Origin of the sequence: Rhodobacter capsulatus, from assembly GCF_003254295.1 — a bacterium.
Taxonomy (GTDB): Bacteria; Pseudomonadota; Alphaproteobacteria; order Rhodobacterales; family Rhodobacteraceae; genus Rhodobacter; species Rhodobacter capsulatus.
On sequence record NZ_QKZO01000001.1, the window covers coordinates 66,115 to 92,570 of the forward strand.

31 protein-coding genes and 1 other RNA gene are annotated in these 26,456 nt (G+C 65.8%); 12 read left to right on the forward strand and 20 right to left on the reverse strand.

Annotation, left to right across the window (positions count from 1 at the left end; all coding sequences use genetic code 11):
• Window positions 1-2: 2 nt before the first annotated feature.
• Together LY44_RS00325 and lgt are read right to left on the reverse strand one after the other, a co-directional pair.
• Window positions 3-1,073, reverse strand: a complete 1,071-nt coding sequence (locus LY44_RS00325; RefSeq protein WP_055209790.1) for a class I SAM-dependent methyltransferase — start codon at window positions 1,071-1,073, stop codon at window positions 3-5.
• Window positions 1,070-1,954 (reverse strand): prolipoprotein diacylglyceryl transferase, encoded by an 885-nt coding sequence (lgt, locus tag LY44_RS00330; RefSeq protein WP_055209839.1) that lies wholly within the window; start codon window positions 1,952-1,954, stop codon window positions 1,070-1,072. The genes LY44_RS00325 and lgt overlap by 4 nt, the downstream gene beginning before the upstream one ends.
• Before the next feature lie 134 nt (window positions 1,955-2,088).
• Here lgt and LY44_RS00335 point away from each other — a divergent pair, with 134 nt between their 5' ends.
• Window positions 2,089-2,328: an accessory factor UbiK family protein gene (locus tag LY44_RS00335; protein WP_013068515.1), complete on the forward strand. Its 240-nt coding sequence runs from the start codon at window positions 2,089-2,091 to the stop codon at window positions 2,326-2,328.
• A 299-nt stretch (window positions 2,329-2,627) separates the two neighbouring features.
• Here LY44_RS00335 and LY44_RS00340 read toward each other — a convergent pair whose 3' ends face one another.
• Window positions 2,628-2,930, reverse strand: a complete 303-nt coding sequence (locus LY44_RS00340) for a DUF6476 family protein (protein ID WP_055209791.1) — start codon at window positions 2,928-2,930, stop codon at window positions 2,628-2,630.
• Between LY44_RS00340 and LY44_RS00345 the strand changes: the two genes are divergently transcribed.
• The 3 genes from LY44_RS00345 (at window position 2,920) to LY44_RS00355 (ending at window position 6,023) form a co-directional block, all read left to right on the forward strand.
• Window positions 2,920-3,963, forward strand: coding sequence for an RluA family pseudouridine synthase (locus tag LY44_RS00345; protein WP_055209792.1), 1,044 nt, complete (start codon window positions 2,920-2,922; stop codon window positions 3,961-3,963). The genes LY44_RS00340 and LY44_RS00345 overlap by 11 nt on opposite strands.
• A gap of 137 nt (window positions 3,964-4,100) precedes the next feature.
• Window positions 4,101-5,000 carry an RNA polymerase sigma factor RpoH gene (gene rpoH, locus LY44_RS00350; RefSeq protein ID WP_055209793.1) on the forward strand — a complete coding sequence of 300 codons (900 nt, stop codon included), beginning with the start codon at window positions 4,101-4,103 and terminating at the stop codon, window positions 4,998-5,000.
• A 51-nt stretch (window positions 5,001-5,051) separates the two neighbouring features.
• The gene (locus LY44_RS00355) at window positions 5,052-6,023 is read left to right on the forward strand and encodes a Gfo/Idh/MocA family protein (protein ID WP_055209794.1); all 972 of its coding nucleotides are present in this window, start codon (window positions 5,052-5,054) and stop codon (window positions 6,021-6,023) included.
• A 153-nt stretch (window positions 6,024-6,176) separates the two neighbouring features.
• Here LY44_RS00355 and LY44_RS00360 read toward each other — a convergent pair whose 3' ends face one another.
• Window positions 6,177-6,677: an Lrp/AsnC family transcriptional regulator gene (locus tag LY44_RS00360; RefSeq protein ID WP_013068520.1), complete on the reverse strand. Its 501-nt coding sequence runs from the start codon at window positions 6,675-6,677 to the stop codon at window positions 6,177-6,179.
• A 184-nt stretch (window positions 6,678-6,861) separates the two neighbouring features.
• Here LY44_RS00360 and trxB point away from each other — a divergent pair, with 184 nt between their 5' ends.
• The gene (gene trxB, locus LY44_RS00365; RefSeq protein WP_055209795.1) at window positions 6,862-7,803 is read left to right on the forward strand and encodes a thioredoxin-disulfide reductase; all 942 of its coding nucleotides are present in this window, start codon (window positions 6,862-6,864) and stop codon (window positions 7,801-7,803) included.
• A 51-nt stretch (window positions 7,804-7,854) separates the two neighbouring features.
• Here the strand turns inward: trxB and LY44_RS00370 are convergent, their stop codons facing one another.
• Window positions 7,855-8,310, reverse strand: coding sequence for a hypothetical protein (locus LY44_RS00370; RefSeq protein WP_055209796.1), 456 nt, complete (start codon window positions 8,308-8,310; stop codon window positions 7,855-7,857).
• A gap of 238 nt (window positions 8,311-8,548) precedes the next feature.
• On the opposite strand from LY44_RS00370, the gene LY44_RS00375 reads away from it, so the two are divergent.
• On the forward strand, window positions 8,549-10,255 hold the full coding sequence (locus LY44_RS00375; protein WP_055209797.1) for a bifunctional sulfate adenylyltransferase/adenylylsulfate kinase: 1,707 nt from the start codon (window positions 8,549-8,551) through the stop codon (window positions 10,253-10,255).
• A gap of 69 nt (window positions 10,256-10,324) precedes the next feature.
• Here LY44_RS00375 and LY44_RS00380 read toward each other — a convergent pair whose 3' ends face one another.
• Together LY44_RS00380 and LY44_RS00385 are read right to left on the reverse strand one after the other, a co-directional pair.
• A complete protein-coding gene (locus LY44_RS00380; protein ID WP_055209798.1) occupies window positions 10,325-10,552 on the reverse strand; it encodes a DUF1150 family protein in 228 nt (75 codons plus the stop codon).
• Window positions 10,553-10,561: 9 nt separating this feature from the next.
• Window positions 10,562-10,975: an Hsp20 family protein gene (locus tag LY44_RS00385; RefSeq protein ID WP_055209799.1), complete on the reverse strand. Its 414-nt coding sequence runs from the start codon at window positions 10,973-10,975 to the stop codon at window positions 10,562-10,564.
• A gap of 222 nt (window positions 10,976-11,197) precedes the next feature.
• Here LY44_RS00385 and LY44_RS00390 point away from each other — a divergent pair, with 222 nt between their 5' ends.
• From LY44_RS00390 to LY44_RS00400, 3 genes are all read left to right on the forward strand, one after another.
• Window positions 11,198-11,428 (forward strand): YdcH family protein, encoded by a 231-nt coding sequence (locus LY44_RS00390; RefSeq protein WP_055209800.1) that lies wholly within the window; start codon window positions 11,198-11,200, stop codon window positions 11,426-11,428.
• Between the two features lie 66 nt (window positions 11,429-11,494).
• The gene (purE, locus tag LY44_RS00395; RefSeq protein WP_023916644.1) at window positions 11,495-11,980 is read left to right on the forward strand and encodes a 5-(carboxyamino)imidazole ribonucleotide mutase; all 486 of its coding nucleotides are present in this window, start codon (window positions 11,495-11,497) and stop codon (window positions 11,978-11,980) included.
• On the forward strand, window positions 11,973-13,037 hold the full coding sequence (locus tag LY44_RS00400; RefSeq protein WP_055209801.1) for a 5-(carboxyamino)imidazole ribonucleotide synthase: 1,065 nt from the start codon (window positions 11,973-11,975) through the stop codon (window positions 13,035-13,037). The genes purE and LY44_RS00400 overlap by 8 nt, the downstream gene beginning before the upstream one ends.
• A 147-nt stretch (window positions 13,038-13,184) precedes the next feature.
• On the opposite strand, the gene LY44_RS00405 is transcribed toward LY44_RS00400, so the two are convergent.
• Together LY44_RS00405 and LY44_RS00410 are read right to left on the reverse strand one after the other, a co-directional pair.
• Window positions 13,185-13,910: an alpha/beta fold hydrolase gene (locus tag LY44_RS00405; protein WP_055209802.1), complete on the reverse strand. Its 726-nt coding sequence runs from the start codon at window positions 13,908-13,910 to the stop codon at window positions 13,185-13,187.
• A gap of 39 nt (window positions 13,911-13,949) precedes the next feature.
• Window positions 13,950-14,969, reverse strand: coding sequence for a ribose-phosphate pyrophosphokinase (locus LY44_RS00410; protein WP_055209803.1), 1,020 nt, complete (start codon window positions 14,967-14,969; stop codon window positions 13,950-13,952).
• 108 nt (window positions 14,970-15,077) lie between these two features.
• Here LY44_RS00410 and LY44_RS00415 point away from each other — a divergent pair, with 108 nt between their 5' ends.
• Window positions 15,078-15,689: a 2-hydroxychromene-2-carboxylate isomerase gene (locus LY44_RS00415; RefSeq protein WP_055209804.1), complete on the forward strand. Its 612-nt coding sequence runs from the start codon at window positions 15,078-15,080 to the stop codon at window positions 15,687-15,689.
• Window positions 15,689-16,501: an alpha/beta fold hydrolase gene (locus tag LY44_RS00420; protein WP_055209805.1), complete on the forward strand. Its 813-nt coding sequence runs from the start codon at window positions 15,689-15,691 to the stop codon at window positions 16,499-16,501. Before LY44_RS00415 ends, LY44_RS00420 begins: the two co-directional genes overlap by 1 nt.
• 39 nt (window positions 16,502-16,540) lie before the next feature.
• On the opposite strand, the gene fumC is transcribed toward LY44_RS00420, so the two are convergent.
• The 4 genes from fumC to ssrA all read right to left on the reverse strand — a co-directional run bounded on the left by fumC (window position 16,541) and on the right by ssrA (window position 19,572).
• Window positions 16,541-17,947, reverse strand: a complete 1,407-nt coding sequence (fumC, locus tag LY44_RS00425) for a class II fumarate hydratase (protein WP_055209806.1) — start codon at window positions 17,945-17,947, stop codon at window positions 16,541-16,543.
• 85 nt (window positions 17,948-18,032) lie between these two features.
• Window positions 18,033-18,623, reverse strand: a complete 591-nt coding sequence (locus LY44_RS00430; RefSeq protein WP_146707184.1) for a hypothetical protein — start codon at window positions 18,621-18,623, stop codon at window positions 18,033-18,035.
• 7 nt (window positions 18,624-18,630) lie between these two features.
• Complete coding sequence (locus LY44_RS00435; RefSeq protein WP_055209808.1) at window positions 18,631-19,089, reverse strand: SspB family protein; 459 nt, start codon at window positions 19,087-19,089, stop codon at window positions 18,631-18,633.
• A 134-nt stretch (window positions 19,090-19,223) separates the two neighbouring features.
• Window positions 19,224-19,572, reverse strand: a transfer-messenger RNA (tmRNA) gene (gene ssrA / locus LY44_RS00440).
• Between the two features lie 211 nt (window positions 19,573-19,783).
• Here ssrA and LY44_RS00445 point away from each other — a divergent pair.
• Entirely contained in the window at window positions 19,784-21,064 is a 1,281-nt protein-coding gene (locus LY44_RS00445) for a hemolysin family protein (protein ID WP_055209809.1), read from the forward strand.
• Between the two features lie 21 nt (window positions 21,065-21,085).
• On the opposite strand, the gene LY44_RS00450 is transcribed toward LY44_RS00445, so the two are convergent.
• Genes LY44_RS00450 through LY44_RS00480 form a run of 7 tightly spaced genes read right to left on the reverse strand, consistent with a single transcriptional unit; the run spans window position 21,086 to window position 26,411 of the window.
• The gene (locus tag LY44_RS00450; protein WP_055209810.1) at window positions 21,086-21,916 is read right to left on the reverse strand and encodes a lysophospholipid acyltransferase family protein; all 831 of its coding nucleotides are present in this window, start codon (window positions 21,914-21,916) and stop codon (window positions 21,086-21,088) included.
• Between the two features lie 55 nt (window positions 21,917-21,971).
• Complete coding sequence (locus LY44_RS00455) at window positions 21,972-22,244, reverse strand: HPr family phosphocarrier protein (RefSeq protein ID WP_055209811.1); 273 nt, start codon at window positions 22,242-22,244, stop codon at window positions 21,972-21,974.
• Window positions 22,241-22,642, reverse strand: coding sequence for a PTS sugar transporter subunit IIA (locus LY44_RS00460; protein WP_055209812.1), 402 nt, complete (start codon window positions 22,640-22,642; stop codon window positions 22,241-22,243). Before LY44_RS00460 ends, LY44_RS00455 begins: the two co-directional genes overlap by 4 nt.
• The gene (gene rapZ, locus LY44_RS00465; protein WP_055209813.1) at window positions 22,639-23,577 is read right to left on the reverse strand and encodes an RNase adapter RapZ; all 939 of its coding nucleotides are present in this window, start codon (window positions 23,575-23,577) and stop codon (window positions 22,639-22,641) included. The genes LY44_RS00460 and rapZ overlap by 4 nt, the downstream gene beginning before the upstream one ends.
• On the reverse strand, window positions 23,550-23,969 hold the full coding sequence (locus tag LY44_RS00470; protein ID WP_055209814.1) for an HPr kinase/phosphorylase: 420 nt from the start codon (window positions 23,967-23,969) through the stop codon (window positions 23,550-23,552). The genes rapZ and LY44_RS00470 overlap by 28 nt, the downstream gene beginning before the upstream one ends.
• A 1-nt stretch (window position 23,970) precedes the next feature.
• Window positions 23,971-25,713 (reverse strand): sensor histidine kinase, encoded by a 1,743-nt coding sequence (locus tag LY44_RS00475; RefSeq protein ID WP_081024366.1) that lies wholly within the window; start codon window positions 25,711-25,713, stop codon window positions 23,971-23,973.
• Window positions 25,710-26,411 (reverse strand): response regulator transcription factor, encoded by a 702-nt coding sequence (locus LY44_RS00480; RefSeq protein WP_055209815.1) that lies wholly within the window; start codon window positions 26,409-26,411, stop codon window positions 25,710-25,712. The genes LY44_RS00475 and LY44_RS00480 overlap by 4 nt, the downstream gene beginning before the upstream one ends.
• Window positions 26,412-26,456: the final 45 nt, after the last annotated feature.

Sequence of the window (26,456 nt, forward strand, 5' to 3'; positions counted from 1 at the left end):
GATCAAACATCGAAGCCCGGGGGCACCGGGGCGGTTGCGGGAAAAATGGCAAGACTTTGGAACACCTGACCCATTTCTTCGGGATGGGTCAAGCGCCGATGCGCGGCCAGATGCGCCTCCCGCGTAGCGCCGGAGAGCTTTGCCGCCAGCGCTTCGGCCCGGGCGGCGATGCCGAGCCGCTCCAGCAGCACCCCCTGCGGGGTCATCGCCGAGGCCTGCGCCCCCGCCGCCCGGGCCGCCTCGGCCAGCGGTTCGAAGGCGACATGGGCGGTCAGATCGGCCGCGCCGGGGGCGGCAAAAGGATCGCAATACTCATGCGCCCTGACCGCCTGAAACGTGTCGCCCAGACTGCGCCAATGGCCGTAATCGATCACCAGCGCCGCCCCGCCATGGGCGGCGATGCGGCGGGCGATTTCCCCCAGGATCGGCGCCGCGGCAGGGCAGGTTTCGACCACATCGCCCGGGCACGTGTCGGCCAGCCGGTGTTCCAGCGCCGCAAAGCGGGTGGGCGGGGCAAGGCCGGGCACAAGGCGCTCTCCCTGCAGCCCCACCTGACGCTCGGCCCAGCCGGCCTCGGTGCGCTGGAATTGGCGGATCGGCAGGGCGTCGAAAAACTCGTTCGCCAGCAGGAAGAGCGGCGCCTCGGGCAGGGTTTCGACGCTGTCGTGCCAGGTGACCTGATGCGCGGCCAGGGTCTTGCGCTGCACCGCGCGCAGGGCGGGCGAGGCCTCGATCAGATGCAGCCGCGCCGCCTCGGCCATGCCGGGAACAGAGCGGATCACCCGCGCCACATCGGCCATCAGCGTTCCCCGCCCCGGCCCGATTTCCGCCAGGATGAAGGGGGCGGGGCGGCCCTGATCAAGCCAGACCTGCGCCAGACACAGCCCCAGCATCTCGCCGAACATCTGGCTGATCTCCGGCGCGGTGATGAAATCCCCCGCCCGGCCAAAGGGATCGCGGGTGGCGTAATAGCCGTGCTCGGGATGCAGCAGGCATTCGGCCATGTAGCGGTCCAGTCCGATCGGTCCCTCGGCCGCGATGCGCGCGGCGAGAAGCCGCGCCAGCGGGGTCACTTCGTCCCCCGGATCCGGGCGTAAAGAACCAGCATCAGCCCCATCGCGATCATCGGCGCCGACAGCACCTGCCCCATGGTGACCCCGATATCGCCCAGAAAATAGGCATAGCCCATCGGATTGGCGGCGCTGGCAAATTGCGCATCGGGCTGGCGGAACAGCTCGACGAAGGCGCGGGCGAGCCCGTAGCCCGTCAGGAACACCCCCATCAGCAGCCCCGGGCGGCGCAACGCGCCACGGGCAAAAAGCCACCACAGCACGGCGCCCAGAACCAGCCCCTCAAGCCCCGCCTCGTAAAGCTGCGACGGGTGGCGGGCGCAGGCGTAATCCACCTGCCCGGCCCAGCCGTTGCAGATCTGCGCCGCCTCGACCGGGAAGATCACGCCCCAGGGCGCATCGGTCGGCCGCCCCCAGAGCTCGGGCTTGATGAAATTGGCGATCCGGCCCAGGAACAGCCCGATCGGCGCCACCAGCGCAAAGGCGTCGCCCACGGACAGGGGCGCGATGCCGCGGCGCCAGCAAAAGATCAGCCCGGCGACGACAACGCCCGCAAAACCGCCGTGGAACGACATGCCCCCTTCCCAGACCCGGAAAATCGCCAGCGGATCGGTCAGATAGGTGCCCGGATCGTAGAACAGCACAAAGCCCAGCCGCCCGCCCAGGATGACGCCCAAAATGACCCATGTCAGCAGGTCCTCGACCGCCTCGGGGGCCATCGGCGCGCGTTTGCCCCAAAGCTTCGGGCGCCGCATCAGCGCGACGACGATGCGCCAGCCCGCCAGCAGGCCTGCGATATAGGCCAGCGCATACCAGCGGACGGGCCAGTCGAGGATCGGGATCTCGAAGGCATCGGGGGAGATGTCGGGGAAAGGAAGGGCCATGGCATCCTCGGGCTGAAGCGGTGCCAATTGGCCCTTGCGCTGCGGCGAAGTCAACCTTGTCTCGGCGGGCTGCACGGCCCATATAGGGCGCAAGCGGGGTCGCGGGGGCGGCCCGCAGGCAGAAGGTGAAGACGATGCAAGCTCCGAACAAACTTTTCGACGAGATGTCGAAGCTGATGACCAATGCGATGGGCGTGGCGCAGGGCGCCAAGACCGAGGCGGAAACGGCGATGAAAAGCTGGATGGACCGCTGGATGGCCGATCGCGATTTCGTCACCCGCGAGGAATTCGACGCGGTGAAGGCGATGGCCGCGAAAGCGCGCGAGGAAAACGAGGCGCTCAAGGCCCGGCTCGACGCGCTGGAAGCCAAGTAAGCTTTCGGTTTCTTCTTGGGGAAAATACGCCCGCCGGAGGTTCACGCCTTCGGCGGTTTTGTTTTGCGTTCCACCTCAGTTCGGGCGGATCAGGAAAGGCACCGCCTTTCCCCGCCCGCGGCACAACGCGAATGAGAAGACCGTTTCCCCAAGCACGACGAGAGGCCGGAGCCCGTCCCGGCGGGCGAGAAGCGCCCGCCATGGGCGGGGCTGGCGGCTCACCGGGACGCTTTGGCGCCCCGGCGGTCATGGGACATCTGTTTCGCATCGCCTCGGCGATGGCCGAGGCCAAGATGGCGTCACTTCAGCGCCACATCCTGCGCCAGCCCGCCATCGGGCCGATAGACCAGCACCCGGCCGCTTGCCGTGACAACCACGGTAAAGCCCTTGCCGAAAGTCACCGTCTCGGCCTTTTCCCCCGCGGGGAGCGTGATCGCTTCGGGCAGGGCGGGCAGCTTCGTCGCCCCCGGCAGGCGGGTGACAAGCAGGAAGATGATCGTTAGAAGGCCGAAGATCATCACCCCCGCAAGGGTGGTGGTGAGAATCTTCAGAAACTTCACCTCAGGCGGCGGCGCCGGATCGGAAGGCATCATGTCGGACATCGCGGCACACCTCCTGCGCATCGAAATCGGCGAAGACCCCGCCGAGCGGCTTGATAAGGCATTGACGGCGCTTGTGCCAGAAGAAGCGGCGCTGTCGCGCTCGCGCCTGGCCCGGCTGATCGCCGAGGGCGCGGTGACACGGGACGGGGTCGCGATCACCGATCAAAAGGCCAAGGTCGCCCCGGGCGAGGTCTACATGATCGCGCTCGAGCCGCCCCGCGCGGTGGAAACCGTCGCGCAGGACATTCCGCTGACCGTGCTTTGGGAAGACGACGACCTGATCGTGATCGACAAGCCCGCGGGGATGGTGGTGCATCCCGCGCCCGGCTCGGAGGATGGCACGCTGGTCAATGCGCTCTTGCATCATTTCGGCGGCAGGCTCTCGGGCATCGGCGGCGAGGCGCGGCCGGGCATCGTGCACCGGATCGACAAGGAGACCTCGGGCCTGCTCGTCGTGGCGAAATCCGACCGCGCGCATCATGGCCTTGCGGCGCAATTCGAGCGTCACACCGTGCATCGCCATTACACCGCGCTGGTGCAGGGGGTTCCGAGTGCCGCCGATCCGCGCCTGCGCGGCATCCGCGGGGTGAATTTCGAACAAGGCGGCATCCTGAAGATCACCTCGCAACTCGCCCGCCACCCGACCGACCGGCAACGGCAGGCGGTGCTCTTTACCGGCGGGCGCCATGCCGTCACCCGCGCCCGCACCGTCGAAGCCTTCGGCGGCGTCGCGGCCTTGATGGATTGCTGGCTGGAAACCGGCCGCACGCATCAGATCCGCGTGCACATGGCGCATGTGGGGCATGGGCTGGTGGGCGATCCCACCTATGGCGGCAAACGGAAACTTTCCGTCCGCGCGGTCGGCGCCGCCGCGGCCGAGGCGGTGGCGGGCTTCCCGCGGCAGGCGCTGCATGCGACGACGCTGGGCTTCACCCATCCGGTCACCGGCGAAGACCTCAGCTTCTCCTCGCCCCTGCCCGAGGATTTCGAGGCGCTGCTGGCCATCTTGCGCGCGGGGCCGCAGATCACCTGATCTCACGCTTGCGTCATCAGTGCTTGCCCGGCAGCGGATTCCGGCCCATCCTGCGTTCATCCCCATGACCGGAGGCGGAATCCCTTGAAGGGGCAGGCCTCCTTCCCCATCTGGGGCCCGAAGGGAGAACAACACCGATGTCGAGCTACGCCAACCTGCCAGCCCCCAGCCCCGAACAGGGTCTGAACCGCTATCTGCAGGAGATCCGCAAGTTTCCGCTTCTGGAACCGGAAGAGGAATACATGCTGGCCAAGGCCTGGGTCGACCATCAGGATCCGAAGGCCGCGCATCGCCTGGTCACCTCGCACCTGCGGCTCGCCGCGAAAATCGCCATGGGCTATCGCGGCTACGGCCTGCCGCAGGCCGAGGTGATTTCCGAGGCGAACGTGGGCCTGATGCAGGCGGTCAAGCGCTTCGACCCGGAACGCGGCTTTCGGCTGGCCACCTATGCGATGTGGTGGATCCGCGCCGCGATCCAGGAATATATCCTGCGCTCGTGGTCGCTGGTGAAACTGGGCACCACCTCGGCGCAAAAGAAGCTCTTCTTCAACCTGCGCAAGGCGAAATCGAAGATCGGCGCGTTTGAGGAGGGCGATCTGCGCCCCGATGCGGTGGCGAAGATCGCGCATGACCTGAACGTCAGCGAAGGCGACGTGATCGAGATGAACCGCCGTCTGGCCGGGTCGGATGCGTCCTTGAACGCGCAAGTGGGCGCGGGCGACGGCGAAAGCGCCACGCAATGGCAGGACTGGCTGGAAGACGAAGACGCCGACCAGGCCGAGGCCTATGCCGAAGCCGACGAATTGCAGGCCCGCCGGGCGATGCTGGTCGCCGCGATGGACGTGCTGAACGAACGCGAACGCGATATCCTGATGGCGCGGCGGCTGCGCGACGAACCGGTGACGCTGGAAGAACTCTCGTCGCAATATGACGTCAGCCGCGAGCGGATCCGGCAGATCGAAGTGCGGGCGTTCGAAAAGCTGCAGGGCCGGATGAAGGCGCTGGCGAAGGAAAAGGGCATGAGCCTGCCGGGCTGACGTTGCCCCCTCCCCCGCGTCGCGCTAGCCTGGCGCCAAAGGGAGACGACCATGCAGCCAGTCAATTTCGGAATTCTCGGCGCGTCGGATTTCGCGGCGCGCCGGATGGGGCCCGCGATCCATGCGGCGCGGGGCGCGCGTCTGGCGGCGCTGGCGACATCCTCGCCCGCCAAGGCCGCGGCCTTCACCGCCTTTGCCCCCGATCTAACCCTGCATGAGAGCTACGAGGCGCTGCTGGCCGATCCCGCGATCGAGGCGGTCTACATTCCGCTGCCGAACCATCTGCACATCGCCTGGGGGATCAAGGCGCTGGAGGCCGGCAAGCATGTGCTGATCGAAAAGCCGCTGGCGCTGACCGCGGCCGAGATCGACCCGCTGATCGCCGCCCGCGATGCCAGCGGAAAATGCGCGGCCGAGGCCTATATGATCGTGCACCACCCGCAATGGCAGCTGGCCCGGCACTGGCTGGACGCGGGCCGGATCGGGCAGCTGAAACATGCCGACGCCGTCTTCTGCTTCGACAATCCCGACCCCGCGAACATCCGCAACCGCGCCGAGACCGGCGGCGGCTCGATCCCCGATATCGGCGTCTATGCCTATTCCTCGATCCGCTTCGCGGCGCGGGCCGAGCCGGTGCGGCTCGCGTCCCGGATCAAGCGCGAAAACGGCGTCGACACTTTCGCGCAGGTCTGGGGCGAGATGGCGGGGCCGGGCGGGGAATTCACCTTTGCCGCGATGACCTCGACCCGGCTTTGCGCGCGCCAGGAAGTGACCTTTCAGGGCGAGACCGGCCGGATCACCTTTACGGCCCCGTTCAACGCCGCCGCCTTCGATCAGGCCGAGATCACCTTGCACGGTTTCAACAGCGCCGAGACGCACCGCTTCCCCGGCGTGAACCAATATCTGCTGCAGGTCGAGGCCTTTGTCCGCCACATCCGCGACGGCGAACCTTTCCTCTGGACGCTGGAAGACGCGCGCAAGGGTCAGGCGATGATCGATCTGGTGCGTGCGGGCGAAATCTGAGGGCAAGGCCGGGGGCGCTGCCCCCGGACCCCCGAGGTATTTCGGGCAAGATGAATACATGGCCTTTCATCTTGCAAAAAATACCTCGGCGGGAGTCCTGCCAACGGCAGGACGGGGGGGCAGCGCCCCCCTGCCCCGGTTGCGGCCCCGCGCTCAGGCGTGTTTGGCAAGCCGCTCTTCGAGCACGTCGAAAGGCACGCCGGGGTCGTCCTTGGCGCAGCGGATGACGAGCGAGGTCTTCACGCTCGCCACATTCTCGGCCGCGGTCAGCTGCCCGGTCAGGAAATTCTGGAACGTGCTCAGGTCCGGCGCCGCGCATTTCAGCACGAAGTCGATCTCGCCGTTCAGCATGTGGCATTCGCGCACAAGCGGCCAGGCCTGGCAGCGGCGTTCGAAGGCGCTCAGATCCGTTTCCGCCTGGCTGTGCAGCCGCACCATCGCGAAGACCTGCACCTCGAAGCCCAGCTCGCGCGGGTTCACATCGGCGTGATAGCCGCGGATGTAACCCGCCTCTTCCAGCGTGCGCACCCGCCGCAAACAGGGCGGTGCCGAGATGCCGACGCGCTTGGCCAGTTCGACGTTCGTCATCCGGCCATCCGCCTGCAGCTCGGCCAGAATCTTCCGGTCGATCTCGTCGAGCTTGCTCGTGCCCATGCCGAACCTCCTTGGCTGCGCAAACCTTATCTTCCAGCGCCAAGCTGCGCAATATTGTTTCGCCCTTTCGGGCGCAAGCGCAATCGCCCAGGAAAGCCCCGGGTGCGACACAGCGGTGCCGCGCGGGGGTTTTCCCGGGCCGGTCTGCTGCTTATATGAGCGGCGTCACAACAGGAGTTCCGGCATGAGCGACACGAAGCATACGAAGGTTCTGATCATCGGGTCGGGGCCTGCCGGCTATACGGCGGCGGTCTATGCCTCGCGCGCGATGCTGAAGCCGATCCTCGTGCAGGGGATGCAGCCGGGCGGGCAGCTGACGATCACCACCGAGGTGGAAAACTGGCCCGGCCGCACCGAGGTGCAGGGACCGGAACTGATGGTGCAGATGGAGGAGCACGCCCGCGCGATGGGCGCCGAGATCATCACCGACATCATCACCAGGCTCGACCTTGGCCCCCGGCCCTTTGTGGCCACCGGCGATTCGGGCACGGTCTATACCGCCGACACGGTCATTCTGGCCACCGGGGCGCAGGCGCGCTGGCTCGGCCTGCCGTCCGAGCAGAAATTCCAGGGCTTCGGCGTCTCGGCCTGCGCCACCTGCGACGGGTTCTTTTACCGTGGCAAGGAGGTCGTGGTGGTCGGCGGCGGCAATGCGGCCGTGGAAGAGGCGATGTTCCTGACCAATTTCGCCTCCAAGGTCACCGTGATCCACCGCCGCGACAGTTTCCGCGCCGAAAAGATCCTGATCGAGCGGCTGAAGAAAAACCCGAAGATCGAAGTGATCTGGAATGCCACGGTCGAGGAGGTGCTGGGCACCGAGGCGCCGCTCGGCGTCACCGGCTGCCGCATCAAGGACGTGCAGACCGGGGCCGAGCGCGAGATCCCCTGCCACGGCTTCTTCGTCGCCATCGGCCATGCGCCCGCCTCGGAGCTGGTCAAGGACCAGCTCGAACTGCATCACGGCGGCTATGTGAAGGTGGAACCGGGCAGCACCCGCACCGGCGTTCCGGGCGTCTTCGCCGCGGGCGATCTGACCGATCACACCTATCGGCAGGCGATCACCTCGGCGGGGATGGGCTGCATGGCGGCGCTGGATGCCGAACGCTGGCTGGCCGAACAGGGCTGACCCGAACGAAAAGGGCCGCCCGAAGGCGGCCCGTTTCAGACGGTGACAGGTTCAGGCCGCGACGGCCTTGGCCTTCAGTTTCGCCTTGGCCTTTTCCTTGGCGCGGATCTGCGAGCGCTTGATCGCATCCGCGATCCCCACGACCATCGAGATCACCAGAGCCGCCGAGAGCGTTTCGGCGAAGCTGGCCGGGCCGTAGAGCTGGAACATCTCCATCGGCATCGGCGCGTAATTCCACAGCGCCAGCAGCGACAGGCCGACCACGAAGACCCACGAAAGGATCCCCGCCGCCAGCACGTTGAAGCGGGAGACCAGCATCCGCATCGCAAGCGCGAAGACGAGACACCAGGCAGCCCATTTCATCATGTCGTCGGGATAGGCCATCCCGAGCGTGCTGTAATATTCTTCCCACTGGCTTTTCAGCCAGACCTGATTGATGCCGTACTCGCAACCGGAGATCCACACCCAACCGGCGATGATAGGCGTCAGACTTGATTTCAGACCCATGACTTCCCCTCAAAGCAAACTTCGGGGCACGATAGCACCGCTTCGGACCGCAACAAACGGCGTGGATTGACGCAGTTTGCAGAAACTTCGTTCCGGCCTTCGGCACAAACGCACCAAAACCGCCTTCTTTCACCGGACACCCCCGGCTTTTGCTTGAAAAACGCCATATTTGCGGGCAAAGCCGCGCCCAAGCGTCGGTGTGGCGCGGCGGTCAGCCCTCGAAAAAACAGGTCAAGCGATGACTCTTTCCAATCTCGCTCCCATTCCGGAGCTCTATGTGTCTCACGAATCCGCGCAAAAGCTGAAGGTCGAGGCGGGCACCCTGCCGTCCTGGGACCTGACGCCGCGCCAGATCTGCGACCTGGAACTGCTGATGAACGGCGGGTTCTTCCCGCTCAAGGGCTTTTTGAGCGAGGCCGATTACGACGGCGTCGTCGACAACATGCGTCTGGCCGATGGCACGCTCTGGCCGATGCCGATCACGCTCGACGTGAACGAGAAATTCGCCGAAGGCATCGCGCCCGGGCAGGACATCGCGCTGCGCGACCAGGAAGGCGTGATTCTGGCGATCCTGTCGGTCACCGACAAATGGGTGCCGAACAAGGCGCGCGAGGCCGAAAAGGTCTTCGGCGCCGATGATCTGGCGCATCCGGCGGTGAATTACCTGCACAACACCGCGGGCGCGATTTATCTGGGCGGGCCGATCACCGGCATCCAGCAGCCCGTGCATTATGATTTCAAGGGCCGCCGCGACACCCCCAACGAGCTGCGCGCCTATTTCCGCAAGCTGGGCTGGCAGAAGATCGTCGCCTTCCAGACCCGCAACCCGCTGCACCGCGCGCATCAGGAACTGACCTTCCGCGCCGCCCGCGAGGCGCAGGCGAACCTGCTGATCCACCCCGTCGTCGGCATGACGAAACCGGGCGATGTCGACCACTTCACCCGGGTGCGCTGCTATGAAGCCGTGCTCGATCAATACCCGCAATCGACCACGACGATGAGCCTTCTGAACCTGGCGATGCGGATGGCGGGCCCGCGCGAGGCGGTCTGGCACGGGCTGATCCGCAAGAACCACGGCGTCACCCATTTCATCGTCGGCCGTGACCACGCCGGCCCTGGCAAGAACTCGGCCGGTCAGGATTTCTACGGCCCCTACGACGCCCAAACCCTTTTCAAGCAATATGAAGAGGAAATCGGCGTCACCATGGTCGATTTCAAGCACATGGTCTATGTGCAGGAAAAGGCGCAATATTACCCGGCGAACGAAGTGCCGGAAGGCTGCACCGTGCTGGACATCTCGGGCACCGAACTGCGCCGCCGCCTGCGCGAGGGCCTTGATATCCCGGAATGGTTCAGCTTCCCGCAGGTGGTGTCGGAACTGCGCCGCACCTCGCCCGCGCGGGCGAAACAGGGCTTCACCGTCTTCTTCACCGGGCTTTCGGGCTCGGGCAAGTCGACGATCGCCAATGCGCTGATGGTCAAGCTGATGGAGATGGGCGGCCGTCCGGTGACGCTCTTGGATGGCGACGTGGTGCGCAAGCATCTGTCCTCGGAGCTGGGCTTCTCGAAAGAGCACCGCGACATCAACATCAAGCGCATCGGCTATGTGGCGTCGGAAATCACCAAGAACGGCGGCATCGCGATCTGTGCCCCGATCGCGCCCTATACCGCGACCCGCCGCGCCGTGCGCGAGATGGTCGAAGCCTATGGCGCCTTCGTCGAAGTCCATGTCGCGACCTCGCTTGAAGAATGCGAAAGCCGCGACCGCAAGGGGCTTTACAAGCTCGCCCGCGAAGGCAAGATCAAGGAATTCACCGGCATTTCCGACCCCTACGAAGTGCCCACCAGCCCGGAACTGGCCGTCGACACCACCGGCGTCGATGTCGATCACTGCGCGCATCAGGTGATCCTGAAGCTCGAGTCGATGGGCCTGATCAAGGCGTAAGCCGCAGGCAGAAACAAGAACGCCCCGGAAAACTCCGGGGCGTTTTGCATTTCGGACCCGGCGTCGGGGTCAGTGCACGCTGACCGCGGTGATCTCGTTTTGCCGCGCCAACACGAAGGCCATCTCGCGGTCCCTGACCAGCGCCAGCCGCTCGCCGTTGACGTTGTGCAGCGCATACATGTGGTCGATGTGGCCCACCCGGTCGCGGATTTCCTCGGGAATTTCGGTCAGCGGAACCGGCCGGACATAAACGATGCGCGCCCCCGCGGCGACGTCGAAGTCAGCAGTATGATCCATGATGCCCCCTTATTTTTTGCGGATCGGAATCGTCTGCACGACCGGCTCGGGCTGCGCCCGTTTCAGCTCGACGTGCAAAAGGCCATTTTCCAGCGCGGCGCCCGAGACCTCGACGCCATCGGCCAGCACGAAGCTGCGCTGAAAGGCGCGGGCGGCGATGCCGCGGTGCAAAAAGATGCGCTCGGACCCGTCATCGGCCTGACGGCCGCGGATGACAAGGGCGCGATCTTCCATGGTGATCGCCAGATCGGCCTCGGCAAAGCCCGCCACCGCCAGGGTGATGCGGAATTCGTCGGGCCCCGATTGCTCGATGTTGTAGGGCGGATAGGCGTCGGACCCGGATTTTGCGGTCCGCTCGACAAGGCGCTCCAGCTGGTCGAAGCCCAGCAGATAGGGATGTGCGCCGAAGCTCAGTTTCGTCATTGGCAAGCCCTTTGGTAAGCGACGTTGCATGAGGACCCCGCAGCCGCGGCAGTCCCATGCCCACGATATGGGCAGCGCCACGCCGGGTGCAAGGGGGCGGCGGCGCGTCGCAGTCAGGAAAATTCCCGCAAAGGTCACGGATTTGATATAGTTGCAGGGAAGCGGGGCGAGTCGGGGGGCTTGGCTCTGCTTATCTGTCTCAGCCTGTGATCGGACCATGCCATGAATGCTCATATCGACAGCCCGATCGAGATGAACTCCGACGAGGTGTTGCGGGTCAAGCTCGCGGTCCTGCGCCGCGAGCACCGCGACCTGGACGAGGCGATTTCCGCGCTGGTGAACGCCGCCCACCCCGATCAGCTGCGGCTGGTGCGGCTGAAAAAGCAGAAACTGGCGCTGAAGGATCAGATCGCCCGGATCGAAGACCGGCTCACCCCCGACATCATCGCCTGAGACCGCCCCAAACCCTTGAACCGGGGGCCCCACTGCCTATAGTGCCGCCACAAAATGGGGGGCCGAATGGGCGTGAAAGTGGGAATCATCATGGGGAGCCAGTCCGACTGGGCGACCCTGCGCGAAGCGGCGACGGTTCTGGATGAACTCGGCGTGGCTTACGAGAAAAAGATCGTCTCGGCGCATCGCACCCCGGACCGGCTCTGGGCCTATGGCAAGACCGCGGTCGAGCGCGGCCTGCAGGTGATCATCGCGGGCGCGGGAGGTGCTGCGCATCTGCCGGGCATGATGGCCTCGAAGACGCGCGTGCCGGTCGTCGGCGTGCCGGTGCAGACCAAGGCGCTTGCGGGCGTCGACAGTCTATATTCCATCGTGCAGATGCCGAAGGGCTTTCCGGTTGCCACGATGGCGATCGGCGCCGCGGGCGCGGCCAATGCCGGGCTGATGGCGGCGGGCATCCTTGCGCTGCAGGATGCGGATCTGGCCGCCCGGCTCGATGCCTGGCGCGAGGCCCTCTCCGCCTCGATCCCCGACGAGCCCGCCGATGAGTGAGATGCTGAAACCGGGCGCCACGATCGGGATTCTGGGCGGCGGACAGCTGGGGCGGATGCTCTCGGTCGCGGCCTCGCGCCTTGGTCTGAAATGCGCGATCTTCGAGCCGGGCGCCAATCCGCCCGCGGGTCAGGTCGCCGACCGGGTCTTCACCGCCGCCTATGACGACGAAGCCGCGCTGCGCGCCTTTGCCGAGGCGGTCGATGTCATCACCTATGAATTCGAGAACATCCCGACCTCGGCGCTTGACCTGCTCGAAAGCCTGCGACCCATTCGTCCGGGGCGCAAGGCGCTGGTGACCTCGCAGGACCGGATTTTGGAAAAGGCATTCCTGAACGGCATCGGCCTTGCCACCGCGCCCTGGGCCGAGGTGAGCGATGCCGCCAGCCTTGACGCGGCGCTGGCGCAGATCGGCACGCCCGCGATCCTGAAGACGACGCGGCTGGGCTATGACGGCAAGGGCCAGGCGCGGATCATGACCGCCGCCGACGCGCCCGTTGCCCTTGCCGCGATGGGCGGCGCCACCGCCGTTCTGGAAGGCTTCGTCGATTTCTCGGCCGAGATTTCGGTGATCGCCGCGCGCGGCCTTGACGGCTCGATTTCCTGCTTCGATCCGGGCGAGAACGTGCACAAGTCGGGCATCCTGCACACCACGACCGTGCCCGCCCGCATCCCCCCGCCGCTGCGTTCGGATGCGGTGCTGATCGCGGCGCGGATCCTCAATGCGCTTGATTATGTCGGCGTGCTCGGGGTCGAGCTGTTCGTCACCCAAGCGGGCCTGCTGGTGAACGAGATCGCGCCGCGGGTGCATAATTCCGGCCACTGGACCCAGGCGGGTTGCGCCGTCGATCAGTTCGAACAGCACATCCGCGCCGTGGCGGGCTGGCCGCTGGGCGACGGCGGGCGCCATGCCGATGTCGAGATGCTGAATCTGATCGGCGAGGATGTCGACCGCATCCCCAACTTTGCCCGGGCGAAGAACACGCAGATCCATCTTTACGGCAAGGCCGAGGCCAAGCCCGGTCGCAAGATGGGCCATGTGAACCGCATTCTCTGACCGCGGCAGCGGGGGCTGTCTGCCCCCGCACCCCCGAGGATATTTCCGCCAAGGTGAAAACAACGCGCTTTCACCTTGGGGCAAATATCCCGGGGGGTGAATTTTGCGCGCCAGCGCAAAAGAGGGGGGCAGCGCCCCCCTGCCCGCTTACGGCCGCGCAAGCCGTTTCAAGGCCCCGCCCCAACTTGGCGCGGGTTCGAACCGGCCCGTATCCAGAAACGCCAGCACCTCGACGATCACCCGCGGATCGTCCATCATCCAGGTGTGGGTGACCGGCAGCACCAGAAAATCCTTCATCCCCGCCCGTTTCGCGCTGGCAACCGAGACCTTGCCGTCATCCGGCCCCGGGATCAGCCAGGAGGTGATCGGGTTCAGGCTGTCCGAGCCCGCGATCACCGCGAAGTCGAACCGCGGCACGGCCAGGCGCGCGGGCGCATCCGTCGCGCCCGTGCCCAAAGCCAGCCCCGCCGGGCCGTTCATCCAGCCAAACCAGGCCTGATCGCGGAAGGCATCGACGATCTCCGAGCCGCCATTCGGCGGCGCCAGCATCACCGCCCGGTGGATGCGCCCGGCATTCGCGCCGCGTTCGGCCCAGACCTGCAGCAGGATGCCGCCCATCGAATGCGTCACCACATCGACCCGCCCCGGCCCGCAGGCGGCAAAACCCGCCTCGATCCGGCCCGCCAGTTGCGCCACCGTCTCCTTGGTCGAGGGATAGCCGAGGTTCACCACCCGCCTGCCCCGCGCCTGCAAGACCTCTTCCAGCACGAAAAGCGAGCGCGGGCTGCGGGCAAGCCCATGCAGCAACAGCACGCAATCCGCCGCCGCGGGGGCGGTGCTCAGACACAAAAGCAGAAAGGCCCGGATCAGCATGACCCGAGCCTTGTCGAATTTCCGCGACCTGTCCAGCGGTTACAGCGTCGAATAGAGCCCCTCGTAGATCGGCACCAGCGTGTCGGTTTCAAAGAGCGAGCTGACCGACGTGCCCGACCAGGTGTTCAGGATCGCCTGCGCGAACATCGGCGCGGTCGGCACGATGCGGATGTTGCGGGCGGATTTCACCTCTTCAGTGGGCTCGATCGAATCGGTGATGACCAGCGATTTCATCACCGAATTTTCCACCCGCTCCACCGCCGGACCCGAGAGCACGCCATGGGTGATGTAGCTGTGCACCTCGGTCGCGCCGGCGGCGATCAGCGTCTCGGCCGCCTTGCACAGCGTTCCCGCGGTGTCGCAGATGTCATCGACGATGATGCATTTCTTGCCGGTGACCTCGCCGATCACCGTCATCCCCGCAACCTCGCCCGCCTTTTCGCGGCGCTTGTCGACGATGGCAAGCGGCGCCCCGATCCGTTTGGCCAGTTCCCGCGCCCGCGCCACGCCGCCGACATCGGGCGAGATCACCATCAGATCTTCCCGCGCGCCCTTGAAATTGTGCAGGATATCCAGCGCAAAGACCGGCGCGGCATAAAGGTTGTCTACCGGGATGTCGAAGAAGCCCTGGATCTGCGTCGCGTGCAGATCCAGCGTCAGCACCCGGTTCACCCCGGCTTCCGTCAGCAGGTTCGCCACCAGTTTCGCCGAAATCGGCGTGCGGGCCTTGGCGCGGCGATCCTGCCGGGCATAGCCGAAATAGGGGATGACGGCGGTGATCCGATCGGCCGAGGAGCGTTTGAGCGCATCGGTCATGATCAGCAGTTCCATCAGGTTGTCATTCGCCGGGTTCGAGGTCGGCTGAATGATGTACATGTCCTCGCCGCGGACGTTCTCATAGACTTCGACGAAGATTTCCTGATCGTTGAAGCGCTCGACACGGGCATCGACCAGCCCCACCGACATGCCGCGATGCATCGACATCCGCCGCGCGATCGCCTGCGCCAGAGGCCGGTTCGCATTGCCGGAAATGAGCTTCGGTTCGGTCATCGCAGCCATGGGCAGTTCCTTTCTTGCCGCTGCGGCAGCAGCGGATTCGGCGGATTGCGCCTGCCTTAGCACCGGGCTAGCCTGCCCGCAAACCTTGCAAGCCGGGGGAGCGATAAGATGGCGCAGATTGATTACTTTTTCTCGGTGTTCAGCCCCTGGACCTATCTGGCCGGGGACCGGCTGGAACGGATCGCGGCGCAACATGGCGCCACCATCAGCTACAGGCCGCTGGACGTGCTGGCGCTTTTCGATCGCACCGGCGGCGTGCGGCCCGCGGCACGCCACCCCGCGCGGATGGCCTATCGCAATCAGGAGCTGGCGCGGTGGGCGCAGCATCTGGGGATGGAGATGATCCTGAAGCCCACGATCTATCCGCCGAATGCGGCGCCGGGATCCTACGCCGTCATCGCGGCGCAGGCGGAAGCGACGAAGGGGGGCGGCGGTGATGTCGGCGCGCTGGTGCGGGCGATCCTGCGCGCGCTCTGGGTCGAGGATCGCAACATCGGCGAAGATGACGTCTTGCGCGAAAAGCTGGCCGAGACCGGCTTTGATCCGAACCTTGTCACCACCGGGCTGTTCACCGGCGCGTTGGCCTATGAGAAGAACCTGGAAGAGGCCGTCGAGCGCGGCGTCTTCGGGGCGCCGTTCTATATCGTGCGGGAAACCGATCAGCGCTTCTGGGGCCAGGACCGGCTTGACTTCCTTGACGCGCATCTGGGCACGCTCTGATGGCCAAGGACATCCGGCAGGGCCACGAGATCTTCTGGCAAAGCTTCGGCTCCGGGCCGCGACCGATGCTGGCCATTCACTGCACCTTGGGCACTTCCGGCCTTTGGGGGCCGGTGCTGGAGCCCCTGGGCGAAACCGTCACCGCGACGGGTTTCGATCAGCCGGGGCATGGGCAATCGGCGGACTGGTCGGCCGAGGGGGCGGAGCCGGGCGCGTTCCAGCGGCTGGTGACGCAGATCGCGGCCAGTTTCATCGACCGGCCGCTCGATCTGGTCGGCCACAGTTTCGGCGCCTCGGTGGCGCTGCGGCTGGCGGTGGCGGCGCCGGAGGCAATCCGATCCCTGACGCTGATCGAGCCGGTGCTGTTTCGCGCGGTCGAGGGCAGCCCGGACTGGATCGCCCTGCGCGGGCATCAGGATCATTTCGAGACGCTGATTGCGGCGGGCGATCACGAGGCCGCCGCGCGCGGCTTCATGGGCGCCTGGGGCGCGGGCGTGCCGTGGGAGGATCTGCCCGCGCATCACCGCGCCCGCTTTGCCGCGCAGATGCCGATGGTGGGCAATATCTCGGCGGCGAATTTCGCCGATCCGGGGCAGATCTGGCGCCCCGACGGGATCGAGGCGATCGACGCGCCGGTGATGATCCTGCACGGCGATCAAAGCCCGGCTATCGTCCCCCCGGTCTGCGAGGCGATCGCGGCGCGGCTGGGCGATGTGGGGGTGGCCTGCATTCCGGGGGGCGGGCACATGCTGCCCGTGACCCATCCGGCGCAGGTGCGCGACCTGATCGCGCTGAACCTCGAGCGCAGTTGAAGCGACGGGAACCGGGCGAACCGGTTCCCGCCTTTGGCCTCAGCCTTTCGGGCTGATCATGTCTTCGGGGCGCACGACGCGGTCGAAGGTCTCGCCATCGACATACCCCAGCGCAATCGCTTCCTCGCGCAGCGTCGTGCCGTTCTTGTGCGCGGTCTTCGCCACCTTGGTCGCGGCATCATAGCCGATGGTCGGCGCCAGCGCCGTCACCAGCATCAGGCTTTCCTTCATCAGCTTGTCGATCCGTGCGGTGTTCGCCTGCGTGCCCACCACCATGTTGTCGGTGAAGGCGCTGGCGCTGTCGCCCAGAAGCTGCATCGATTGCAGCACGTTGTAGCTCATCATCGGGTTGTAGACGTTCAGCTCGAAATGCCCTTGGCTTCCCGCAAAGCCGATGGCGGCGTCATTGCCCATGACATGGGCGCAGACCATCGTCAGGGCCTCGGCCTGCGTCGGGTTGACCTTGCCCGGCATGATCGAGCTGCCCGGTTCGTTTTCCGGCAGGATCAGCTCGCCCAGACCCGAGCGCGGACCCGAGCCCAGAAGCCGCATGTCATTGGCGATCTTGAAGAGCGACGCCGCGACGGTCTTCAGCGCGCCCGAGAAGAACACCATCGCGTCATGGGCGGCCAGCGCCTCGAACTTGTTCGGCGCGGTGACAAAGGGCAGGCCGGTGATCTCGGCGATCTGCGCGGCGATGCGGCTATCCCAGCCGACGCGGGTGTTCAGCCCGGTGCCGACGGCGGTGCCGCCCTGCGCCAGCTCGTAGATATGCGGCAGGGCAAGCTTCACCCGCTCGATGCCGCGATCGACCTGGGTCGCATAGCCCGAGAATTCCTGGCCCAGCGTCAGGGGCGTCGCATCCTGCGTATGGGTGCGGCCGATCTTGATGATATCCTTAAACTCTTCCGACTTCGCCCAAAGCGCCTTCGAGAGTTTCTCCAGCCCCGGGATCAGCACGTCGCGCGCATGGCAGGCAATCGCCACATGCATCGCGGTCGGGAAGGTGTCGTTCGAGCTTTGCCCCATGTTCACATGGTCATTCGGGTGCACGGGCGTTTTCGAGCCCATCACGCCGCCCAGCATTTCAATCGCGCGGTTCGAGATCACCTCGTTCGCGTTCATGTTCGACTGCGTGCCCGAGCCGGTTTGCCAGACCACCAGCGGGAAGTTGTCATCGAACTGGCCCTCGATCACCTCGGTCGCGGCGGCGGCGATCGCATCGGCCAAAGCCGGGTCCAGATCGCCCTGCGCCTTGTTCACCAGCGCGGCGGCCTTCTTGATCACGCCCAGCGCGCGGATGATCGGCTTCGGCTGCCGCTCCCAGCCGATCGGAAAATTCAGGATCGAGCGCTGCGTCTGCGCACCCCAATATTTGTCGGCGGGAACCTCCAGCGGGCCGAAGCTGTCGGTTTCGGTGCGGGTCGCAGAATGGGTCGCGGTCATCGTGGGCCTCCGTGATGCGAAATGTCCCGCGCGTCATAGGACGGCGGGACATTTTTTGCAATCAGCATGCGGAGGTATACCGCCCTCAGGCGTCGACCGACATCCGGTAGACGCGGGCGTTGCGGCACAGGGGATGATGCGCCAGAAGCTCGGCCAGCGCGGTCTCGACGATCCGCGGCGAGCGGCAGTGGAAGTAAAGCTCGACCGCGCCCGGATAGGTGCCGGTGCCCTGCAGCCGCCCGGCGGAGCTGACGCGTTCCTCGATCGGGCCCATCAGCACCGCGGCGACCTGCGCGGCGCCTTGATCCGCGGGCAGGACGGCCGGGTCAAGCTCCAGCACCACGACCTCGGTGGTGCCGAAGCGGCGCAGCTCCTTGCCCTCGGCATCGGTGAACCACGAGCCCTTCGGCGCGCCAAGACTGTCGAAATGCGCCACCAGCCGGTCAAGCAGCCTGGCATCCAGCCCGGTCACGGTGAAAACGACCTGCGAGGCGGTCCCCCGCCCCTCGGCATTCACCGAAGACTTGGCCGAGGTGACGCAGCCAAAGCCCTCGGCGGCAAGCCATTTCTGCACGGGGGCGTCGTAGCGCAGGGCGCGGTCCCCGGCCAGAAGGCAGGTCGGCAGATGCGCGGTCAGGGTGGTGGTGACTTTCGGTTTGAGGAAGTTGAACATCACTCGGGTCTCATTTGCGGAATTTGTCGAGACTGACCACTTCGGCTTCGGTCCGGGGTTTCTCCGGTTCGTCCTGCGGTTCGTCCTCGTCTTCGTCCTCCTCCTCCTCGTCGCTGTCTTGCGATTCGAAGCGCAGGCCGAATTCGACCGAAGGGTCGACGAAAGTGTGCACGGCATCGAAGGGGATCACCAGCGGCTCGGGCTGGTTGCCGAAGTTCAGCGTGATCGAGAAGCCCTCGTCGGTGACGACAAGGTTGTCGAACCAGTGTTGGATCACGATGGTCATTTCTTCGGGATAGCGGCTTTTCAGCCAGTCCGCCATTTCCACCTTTGGCGCGCGGGTGTCGAAGGTGATGAAGAAATGATGCGCCCCGGGCAGGCCATGCTCGGCCACCTCGGTCAGGACGGTCTGGATCAGCCCGCGCATCGCGCGGTGCATGAGCGTGCCGTAGTCGATCGAACGGGTCATCTGTCCGCCTTTCCTTTCGGCCCAGCATAAGGGATTTGGCGTGCAAGAAAAGGGGGCAAGAACAAGCCCCAAGGCCCGTGCCGACAAGCGCGGCAGCCCCGGTATCGGGCCGGGCGCACAGCGGATTGGGGGAAGGTGCAGGTTTCTGTTGCCAGGCACCTGCGAGCCCCGCCTTAAGCGGCTAAGCGTAAGGACTTTAGGTTTCGGTACCCGAGCTGCTTACGCAGCCAGAGCCACCGGAGCACGGTTGTCGTTGGCAACTGTACATTTGAGCAGATAACGGCTGCGTCCAACCGAGATGCAAGTACCCATTCAACCGTTCGTCGACCCTAATTCACCCCCGCAGTCCCGTTAGCCCGGGAAGATTGGTGGAGGTGGGGGGATTCGCACCCCCGTCCGATCCAGCCTAGTTGGCCCGTCTACACCCATAGTCCCTTGCGGAACGATCCTAATCTAGGTGTCGCGGGGCGAAAGCGCAAGACCCCGAAGGCCGATGCCTTCGCGGGCTTGCGGCGAAGCCGCGCAGCCCGAAACGATTGGACCAGAAACGATTGGGCCGAAAGGATTGGACTTGTGCGGCGGCCCCGCCGCCCCTACCTGTAGCGCATCATGCCTGCTGACGCCCCCGTTGCGCCGCCGACCGCGGCCGCCCTGCCCTTTTCCAGCCGCCTTTCCCTGATGCCCGGAACCGCCGATGTTTCTTGAAATCGCCATCGTTCTGCTTTTGACCCTCGTCAACGGCGTGCTTGCCATGTCGGAACTTGCCATCGTCTCCTCGCGGCAGGCGCGGCTGAAACTGCTCGCCGACCGCGGCAGCCGCGGCGCCCGCATCGCGATGCGGCTGGCCGAGGAACCGGGGCGGTTCCTGTCCTCGGTGCAGATCGGCATCACCGCGGTCGGCGTGCTCTCGGGCGCGTTTTCCGGCGCGACCCTGGGCGAGCGGCTCTCGAACTGGCTGGCGCTGCAGGGACTTGCGCCCAGCCTTGCCGACACTTTGGGCGTCGGCGGCGTCGTGGTGGCGATCACCTATGCCTCGCTCGTCTTTGGCGAACTGGTGCCAAAACAGATCGCGCTGCGCCGTCCCGAGGCGGTGGCGGTGCGGATCTCGCCGCTGTTGCAGCTGATCGCCGTCGTCGCGGCGCCGGTGGTCTGGCTGCTCGACATTTCCGGGCGGCTGGTGCTGCTTTTGCTGGGCCAGTCGGGCGCGGCCGACAGCAACATGACCGACGAAGAGGTCAAGATGGTGCTCGCCGAGGCGCAGACCGCGGGCGTGATGGAAGAGGCCGAGACCGAGATGATCGCCGGGGTGATGCGGATTGCCGACCGCACGGCGCGCGGCATGATGACGCCCCGCCACGAGGTCGCGCTGGTCGACATCAGCGACAGCCCCGCCGCGATCGTCAAGCGCTTCCGCGAGACCCGCCATTCCCGCTTGCCGGTGCGCGACGGCGGCCCCGATGACATCATCGGCGTGCTCTCCTCGCGCGATTTCCTCGATCACCGCCCCCGCGCCGAGGCGGGCGATCTGCGCGCGCTGATCCTCTCCGCGCCGGTGGTGCGGGACGGCATGTCGGCGCTGGACGTGGTCGAAACCCTGCGCAACGCCCCGGCGCATATGGTGCTGGTCTTTGACGAATACGGCCATTTCGAGGGTATCGTGACGCCGATGGACCTGCTCGAGGCGATCACCGGCGATTTCCACGACCCGGGCGAGCCCGAGGAACCGAAAATGGTGCCCCGCGCCGATGGTTCGGTTCTGGTGGCGGGCTGGATGCCGGCCGACGAATTCGCCGATACCTTCGGCTTCCCGCTGCGCGAGGGGCGCGATTATCAGACCGTGGCCGGGCTGGTGCTGGACGAGACCGGCCAGCTGCCCGAGGTCGGCGCCGTCTTCACCCTTTATGGGCTGCGCATCGAGGTGGTGGACCTTGACGGGCGGCGGATCGACAAGCTTCTGGTCAGCCGCGCGCCCTGAGCGCCCCGGCCCGCTGCGGCCTCAGTGCCGCAGCGCCAGGGTTTCGGCGCGCAGATCGGCGAGGAACTGGCGCGGATGTTTCAGCGCCTCGGCCATCTCGGCGCCGGTCTTCGGCTGCCCGATTACCGGCGATTGCGGCTTGAACAGCGCGCGCTTGATTTCATGCAGCAAAAGCCCCTGCCGCAGCGTCGCGCTCAGCTTGTTGGCGATCTGATAGGCGCGGGAATTCTTGCCGGGGAAATAGATCGGCAGCACCGACGCGCCCGAGCGCGCCAGCATCTTCGCGGTGAAAGGGTTCCACTCGCCCTCGATCGCCGGGCCGAAATAGGTCTTCGAATGCGCCACCGCGCCCGCCGGGAAAAGCACGATCACGCCGCCGCGCTTCAGCTGCGCCATGCATTCGGCGCGCATCTTCAGGCTTTCTTCCTGCGCATTCGGCTCATGCGGGAAGGGCACCGGCAGCATGAACTCCTCGATCTCGGGAATGCCGGTCAGAAGCGAGCGGGTCAGGATCTTGTAATCGGTCCGCACCTGCCCGATCAGCCAGGCCAGCACCATGCCGTCAACCAGCCCGTGCGGGTGGTTCGCCACCACGACCAGCGGCCCGGTCGCGGGAATGCGGGCGATTTCCGCCGCGGGGGTCTGCACCTCGATCCCCATGATCTCCAGCGCCTGCGGCCAGAACGGCTGGCCCACCGGCGCGCCGCGACGCTCGAACTTGCGGATCAGCTGCAACAGCGTCCATTTCGCCGTCAGCCATTCGACGGTGCGGATCGCATTCGCCTTCCACGGGTTGGTGAATGTCCCCGCATAGGACAGCCGCTTGATATCATAGGGTTTTTGTTCGACCATCTTGGGGTCGCCGGGCTTTCTGTCGGTCACGACAATTCCCTTCTTGCCTTTCGGCTCACATCTCTTCGCCGAAGCGGTCGGCGACCAGCGCCGCCAGCGCCTCGGACAATTTCTCGGCCTCGGGGCCGAAGGTCGTGACCTCGATCGTGGTCCCGCGCGAGGCGGCGAGCATCAGAAGCCCCATGATCGAATCGCCCGAGACCTTCATCCCGTCCTTTTCGACCTCGGCCCTTGCGTCATGCGCCTCGACCACTTCCACGAACCGCGCCGAGGCCCGCGCATGCAGGCCCTTTTCATTCACGATCTTCAAGACCTTGCTGACACTCACTTGGTCGAGGCTCCGCCCGTCGAATAGCAATTGATATATTTGCGACCGGCATCAAGAGAGGCTTCGACCGCCGCATGCACGCCCAAAGAGCGCGATTTGGCGAGCTTTATCAGCAAGGGCAGATTGGCACCATAGATGATCTCGCGCCCGCCGGCCTCGCAGGCCATCAGGCTCAGGTTCGAGGGCGAGCCGCCGAACATGTCGGTGACGACGACAACCCCGGCGCCGCTGTCGACCGCATCGGCGGCGGCGCGGATCTCGGCCTGTTTCGCAGCCCTGTCATGGTCGTCTTCTATGGTGATGGCACGGATGCCTTCCTGCGGGCCGACGACATGTTCGACCGCCGCGAGATATTCCCGCGCCAAACCCCCATGTGCCACGATCACGATCCCGATCACGCGCCCTCTGCCTCTTTCCCTGTGGGCATGGCCTGTGCCCGCCGTTCCAGCTCCCTGTGCCGTTTAGACACTTGCCAGTTCGCCTGTGCAAGGGCCTTGGCTACGGCTTCCGTTACGGCAACCGAACGGTGTTGCCCGCCGGTACATCCGAAGCCCACGGCCAGATGGGCCTTGCCTTCGTCCAGATGCGCCGGAAGTTGAAACAGCAGTAGATCACACACCTTCTGAATGAAGGGTTGATAGCGGGCGTCGCTTTGCACATGCGCCGCCACCGCCGGATCGAGCCCGGTCAGCGGCCGCAAGGCCGCGACCCAATGCGGATTCGCCAGAAACCGGCAGTCGAACATCATGTCGAGCCCGCGCGGCACGCCGCGCTTGTAGCTGAAACTGTGCAGCGAAATCGCCAGCCGCGAGATCTGCCCCATGTCGAACCAGCGCCCGACCTCGGCGCGCAGATCATGCGGGCTCATCGTCGAGCTGTCGATCAGCACGTCGGCGCGCATCCGGATCGGCGCCAGCATGTCGAATTCCTGCACGATCCCCGACAGCGGCTGCGCCTGCGGCGCCAGCGGATGGCGGCGCCGGGTTTCGGAATAGCGCCGGATCAGCGCCTCGGGCGAGGCGTCCAGATAGAGCACCTCGAGCAGAAGCCCCGGTTCCCGGGTCAGCCAGTCGATCAGCTCGATCAGCGCCGCGACGGAAAAATCGCGGTTGCGCACGTCGATGCCAAGCGCCATCGGCCGGGTCAGCGGGCCGTCGATCAGCCGCGGCACCAGAGACAACGGCAGGTTGTTGATCGCCTCGTAGCCCAGATCCTCCAGCGCCACGATCGCCGTGGTGCGGCCCGCCCCCGAAGGGCCGGTGACAAGAACCAGCCGGTTCACCGTCTCGGTTGCCGCGCGTTCGTTCACATCGCTCTCCCGGCCTTGAGCCATTGCAGGATCACCGCCTCAAGATGACCATGTTGCAGGCGCAGCACAAGGGGCAGGGTGACGTCCAGAACGGCAATCTCTCGTGAAGGCGGCAGCCTTTCGGTCTCGTCCCGCCCGATGTCGACCGCCAGCACGATCCGCGCCTGCGCCAGCGCCTCGGCGCGCAGGATGCCCGCGCCCCGCGCCTCGATCAGACCGGCGATCGGCGCGGGGGCGCGGGCGATCAGCGCGCCCGCTTCCACGGTCAGCAGCACCCCGTCATCGGCGACAAGCCGCGCGCCAAGGGCCATCAACCGCAAGGCGAGGCTCGATTTCCCCGCCCCCGAGGGGCCAAGGATCAACACCCCCGCCTCGGGCGTCAGCGCAACCGCCGTGGCATGCAGCGGCGCGCCCACCTCAGACCGGCAGGCCGACGACGAAGCGGGCGCCCAGCGGCTCCGAAGTGATGTCGGCATCGGTCGGGCGGATGTTCTCGGCCCAGATCACCCCGCCATGCGCCTCGACGATCTGTTTCGAGATCGCCAGCCCAAGGCCGGAATGATCGCCGAACTGGCCCTCGGGACGTTGCGAATAGAAGCGTTTGAAGACCTTGGACAGGGCCTGTTCGGGAATCCCCGGCCCGGTATCCTCGACCACCACCAGCACCCGGTTTTCGCGCTTGCGCGCCCAGACGCGGACCGCGTCGCCCTCTTCGCAGAAGCTGATCGCATTGCTGATCAGATTGACGAAGACCTGCGCCAGACGGGCCTCCAGCCCGGTGATGCGGATCGGTTCCGCGGGCAGGTCGGTGATGAATTCGACCCCTTTCGACCCCGCCTCCCGGCCCAGATGGTCGCCCAGACTGGCAAGCATCTTCAACAGGTCGAAGGGCTCTTCCTCTTCCTTGACCAGATCGCTGTCGAGCCGCGAGGCGTTCGAAATGTCGCTCACCAGCCGGTCAAGGCGGCGCACGTCATGATCGATCACCTCCAGCAGGCGCAGGCGCTGATCCTCGCGCTTGACCACATGCAGCGAGGCCACGGCCGAGCGCAGCGAGGCCAGCGGGTTCTTGATTTCATGCGCCACATCGGCGGCGAATTGTTCATTCGCGTCGATGCGGTCGTAAAGCGCCGCCACCATGCCGCGCAGCGCCCCCGAGAGCCGCCCGATCTCGTCGGGCCGCGCGGTCAGGTCGGGAATGCGGATCCGCCCCGGCGTCATCTTGCGCGAGTGCCGGTCGCGGCCGATCTCGGCGGCGGCGGCCAGGTCGGAGAGCGGGTTGGCGATGGTCGAGGCGAGCACCAGCGACAGCCCGATCGAGACGATGATCGCCACGACGAACATCTGCAGCACCTGTTCGCGCTCGACCCGGACAAGCTTGTCGATTTCCCCCGCGGCCGAGGTCATCGCCACGGTGCCGACAAGGGTGTCGTTCTGGAAAAGCCCGGTCGCCACCGAAAAGATCGTCGCCCCCGAGGTGTTGCGCCGCGTCGCCATCACCGTCTGCCCGGCCGCGACCTGCGGCACCAGCGCCTCGGCCATGGCCCGGGTATCGACCGGCGTGGCCGAGGCCTGATCGCGATGGGCAAGCCGCGTCAGCCAGTCCCAGGCGCTGTTGAGCAGATCGGTGATCAGCGTCGAGCGGGTGTCGATGCCGAGCCCTTCGACCCTTTCGCGCGGCGCGGTGCCGACGGCGGCGGAATCCGCCAGCAGATTGCCCGCCGCATCAAAGACATAGATCGTCGCCCCCTCGGGCAATTCGATCCCGCGCATCACCTCGGCCACGTCAAGGCCGTCGCCCGCCGCCAGATTGACCGGCGCCGCCAGCGGCATCCGCGCCTCGAAGACATCGGCGATCAGCTCGGCCTCGCTGACGATGGCGCTTTCGCGCTGAAACACCAGACTGTCGCGGAACGGGTTCAGGTAAAGCACCCCCGCCACCATGACGAGCATGGCGAGCAGGTTGAAGGTGATGATCTTGCGCGCCAGCGGCGAATGGTTCAGCGAAATGTAGCTGCGCCGCTCACGGCCCTTGGCCAGATCCTCATCGACCGCGCCCTTGGGCCCGACCCAGTCCTCGCCCAGAACCACATCCGTCTCGGATTTCGCGGCCTTGGTCACACGCCCCCGCCTTGCTGCAAGAAATCCGGCAATGGTCATTCTTCGTTGTAACGATAACCGATGCCGTAAAGCGTCTCGATCGCCGAGAAATCGTCATCCACCGTGCGCATCTTCTTGCGCAGCCGCTTGATATGGCTGTCGATGGTGCGATCGTCGACATAGACCTGATCGTCATAGGCGACATCCATCAGCTGATCGCGGCTTTTGACAAAGCCGGGCCGGATCGCCAGCGCCTGCAGAAGCAGGAACTCCGTCACCGTCAGCGTCACCTCGCGGCCCTTCCAGGTCACCGAATGGCGCAACGGGTCCATGGAAAGGGACCCGCGCACGATCACCTTGGTATCCTCGGCCACCGGCGCTTCGCCGGTCGAGATCACCTCCTGCCGACGCAGAAGCGCCCGGATGCGTTCGACCAGAAGCCGCTGGCTGAAGGGTTTCTTGACGTAATCATCCGCGCCCATGCGCAGGCCCAGAACCTCGTCGATCTCGTCATCCTTCGAGGTCAGGAAGATCACCGGCATCGTCGTCTTCTGCCGCAGCCGCTGCAGCAGCTCCATGCCGTCCATCCTCGGCATCTTGATGTCGAGCACCGCCATGTCGGGCAGCCGCTTGCTGAAGGCGTCGAGCGCGGCCTGACCGTCGTTATAGGTCTCGACCTCGTAGCCCTCCGCCTCGAGCGTCATCGAGACCGACGTCAGAATGTTGCGATCATCATCGACCAGCGCGATCCTCGACATGTCCTGCACCTCATGCTGCCTGTTTTATGATTGGCGTCATTGTCC

Coding starts and splice junctions, on each gene's coding strand:
- LY44_RS00355 (WP_055209794.1), top strand. CDS start 5,052: ATGCAGCCAGTCAATTTCGGAATTCTCGGCGCGTCGGATTTCGCGGCG.
- LY44_RS00390 (WP_055209800.1), top strand. CDS start 11,198: ATGAATGCTCATATCGACAGCCCGATCGAGATGAACTCCGACGAGGTG.
- lgt (WP_055209839.1), bottom strand. CDS start 1,954: ATGGCCCTTCCTTTCCCCGACATCTCCCCCGATGCCTTCGAGATCCCG.
- LY44_RS00415 (WP_055209804.1), top strand. CDS start 15,078: ATGGCGCAGATTGATTACTTTTTCTCGGTGTTCAGCCCCTGGACCTAT.
- LY44_RS00450 (WP_055209810.1), bottom strand. CDS start 21,916: ATGGTCGAACAAAAACCCTATGATATCAAGCGGCTGTCCTATGCGGGG.
- LY44_RS00360 (WP_013068520.1), bottom strand. CDS start 6,677: ATGGGCACGAGCAAGCTCGACGAGATCGACCGGAAGATTCTGGCCGAG.
- purE (WP_023916644.1), top strand. CDS start 11,495: ATGGGCGTGAAAGTGGGAATCATCATGGGGAGCCAGTCCGACTGGGCG.
- LY44_RS00340 (WP_055209791.1), bottom strand. CDS start 2,930: ATGTCCGACATGATGCCTTCCGATCCGGCGCCGCCGCCTGAGGTGAAG.
- rapZ (WP_055209813.1), bottom strand. CDS start 23,577: ATGGCTCAAGGCCGGGAGAGCGATGTGAACGAACGCGCGGCAACCGAG.
- fumC (WP_055209806.1), bottom strand. CDS start 17,947: ATGACCGCGACCCATTCTGCGACCCGCACCGAAACCGACAGCTTCGGC.
- LY44_RS00420 (WP_055209805.1), top strand. CDS start 15,689: ATGGCCAAGGACATCCGGCAGGGCCACGAGATCTTCTGGCAAAGCTTC.
- LY44_RS00375 (WP_055209797.1), top strand. CDS start 8,549: ATGACTCTTTCCAATCTCGCTCCCATTCCGGAGCTCTATGTGTCTCAC.
- LY44_RS00410 (WP_055209803.1), bottom strand. CDS start 14,969: ATGGCTGCGATGACCGAACCGAAGCTCATTTCCGGCAATGCGAACCGG.
- LY44_RS00480 (WP_055209815.1), bottom strand. CDS start 26,411: ATGTCGAGGATCGCGCTGGTCGATGATGATCGCAACATTCTGACGTCG.
- LY44_RS00445 (WP_055209809.1), top strand. CDS start 19,784: ATGTTTCTTGAAATCGCCATCGTTCTGCTTTTGACCCTCGTCAACGGC.
- LY44_RS00345 (WP_055209792.1), top strand. CDS start 2,920: ATGTCGGACATCGCGGCACACCTCCTGCGCATCGAAATCGGCGAAGAC.
- LY44_RS00335 (WP_013068515.1), top strand. CDS start 2,089: ATGCAAGCTCCGAACAAACTTTTCGACGAGATGTCGAAGCTGATGACC.
- LY44_RS00405 (WP_055209802.1), bottom strand. CDS start 13,910: ATGCTGATCCGGGCCTTTCTGCTTTTGTGTCTGAGCACCGCCCCCGCG.
- LY44_RS00370 (WP_055209796.1), bottom strand. CDS start 8,310: ATGGGTCTGAAATCAAGTCTGACGCCTATCATCGCCGGTTGGGTGTGG.
- trxB (WP_055209795.1), top strand. CDS start 6,862: ATGAGCGACACGAAGCATACGAAGGTTCTGATCATCGGGTCGGGGCCT.
- LY44_RS00400 (WP_055209801.1), top strand. CDS start 11,973: ATGAGTGAGATGCTGAAACCGGGCGCCACGATCGGGATTCTGGGCGGC.
- LY44_RS00380 (WP_055209798.1), bottom strand. CDS start 10,552: ATGGATCATACTGCTGACTTCGACGTCGCCGCGGGGGCGCGCATCGTT.
- LY44_RS00435 (WP_055209808.1), bottom strand. CDS start 19,089: ATGACCCGTTCGATCGACTACGGCACGCTCATGCACCGCGCGATGCGC.
- rpoH (WP_055209793.1), top strand. CDS start 4,101: ATGTCGAGCTACGCCAACCTGCCAGCCCCCAGCCCCGAACAGGGTCTG.
- LY44_RS00385 (WP_055209799.1), bottom strand. CDS start 10,975: ATGACGAAACTGAGCTTCGGCGCACATCCCTATCTGCTGGGCTTCGAC.
- LY44_RS00475 (WP_081024366.1), bottom strand. CDS start 25,713: ATGACCATTGCCGGATTTCTTGCAGCAAGGCGGGGGCGTGTGACCAAG.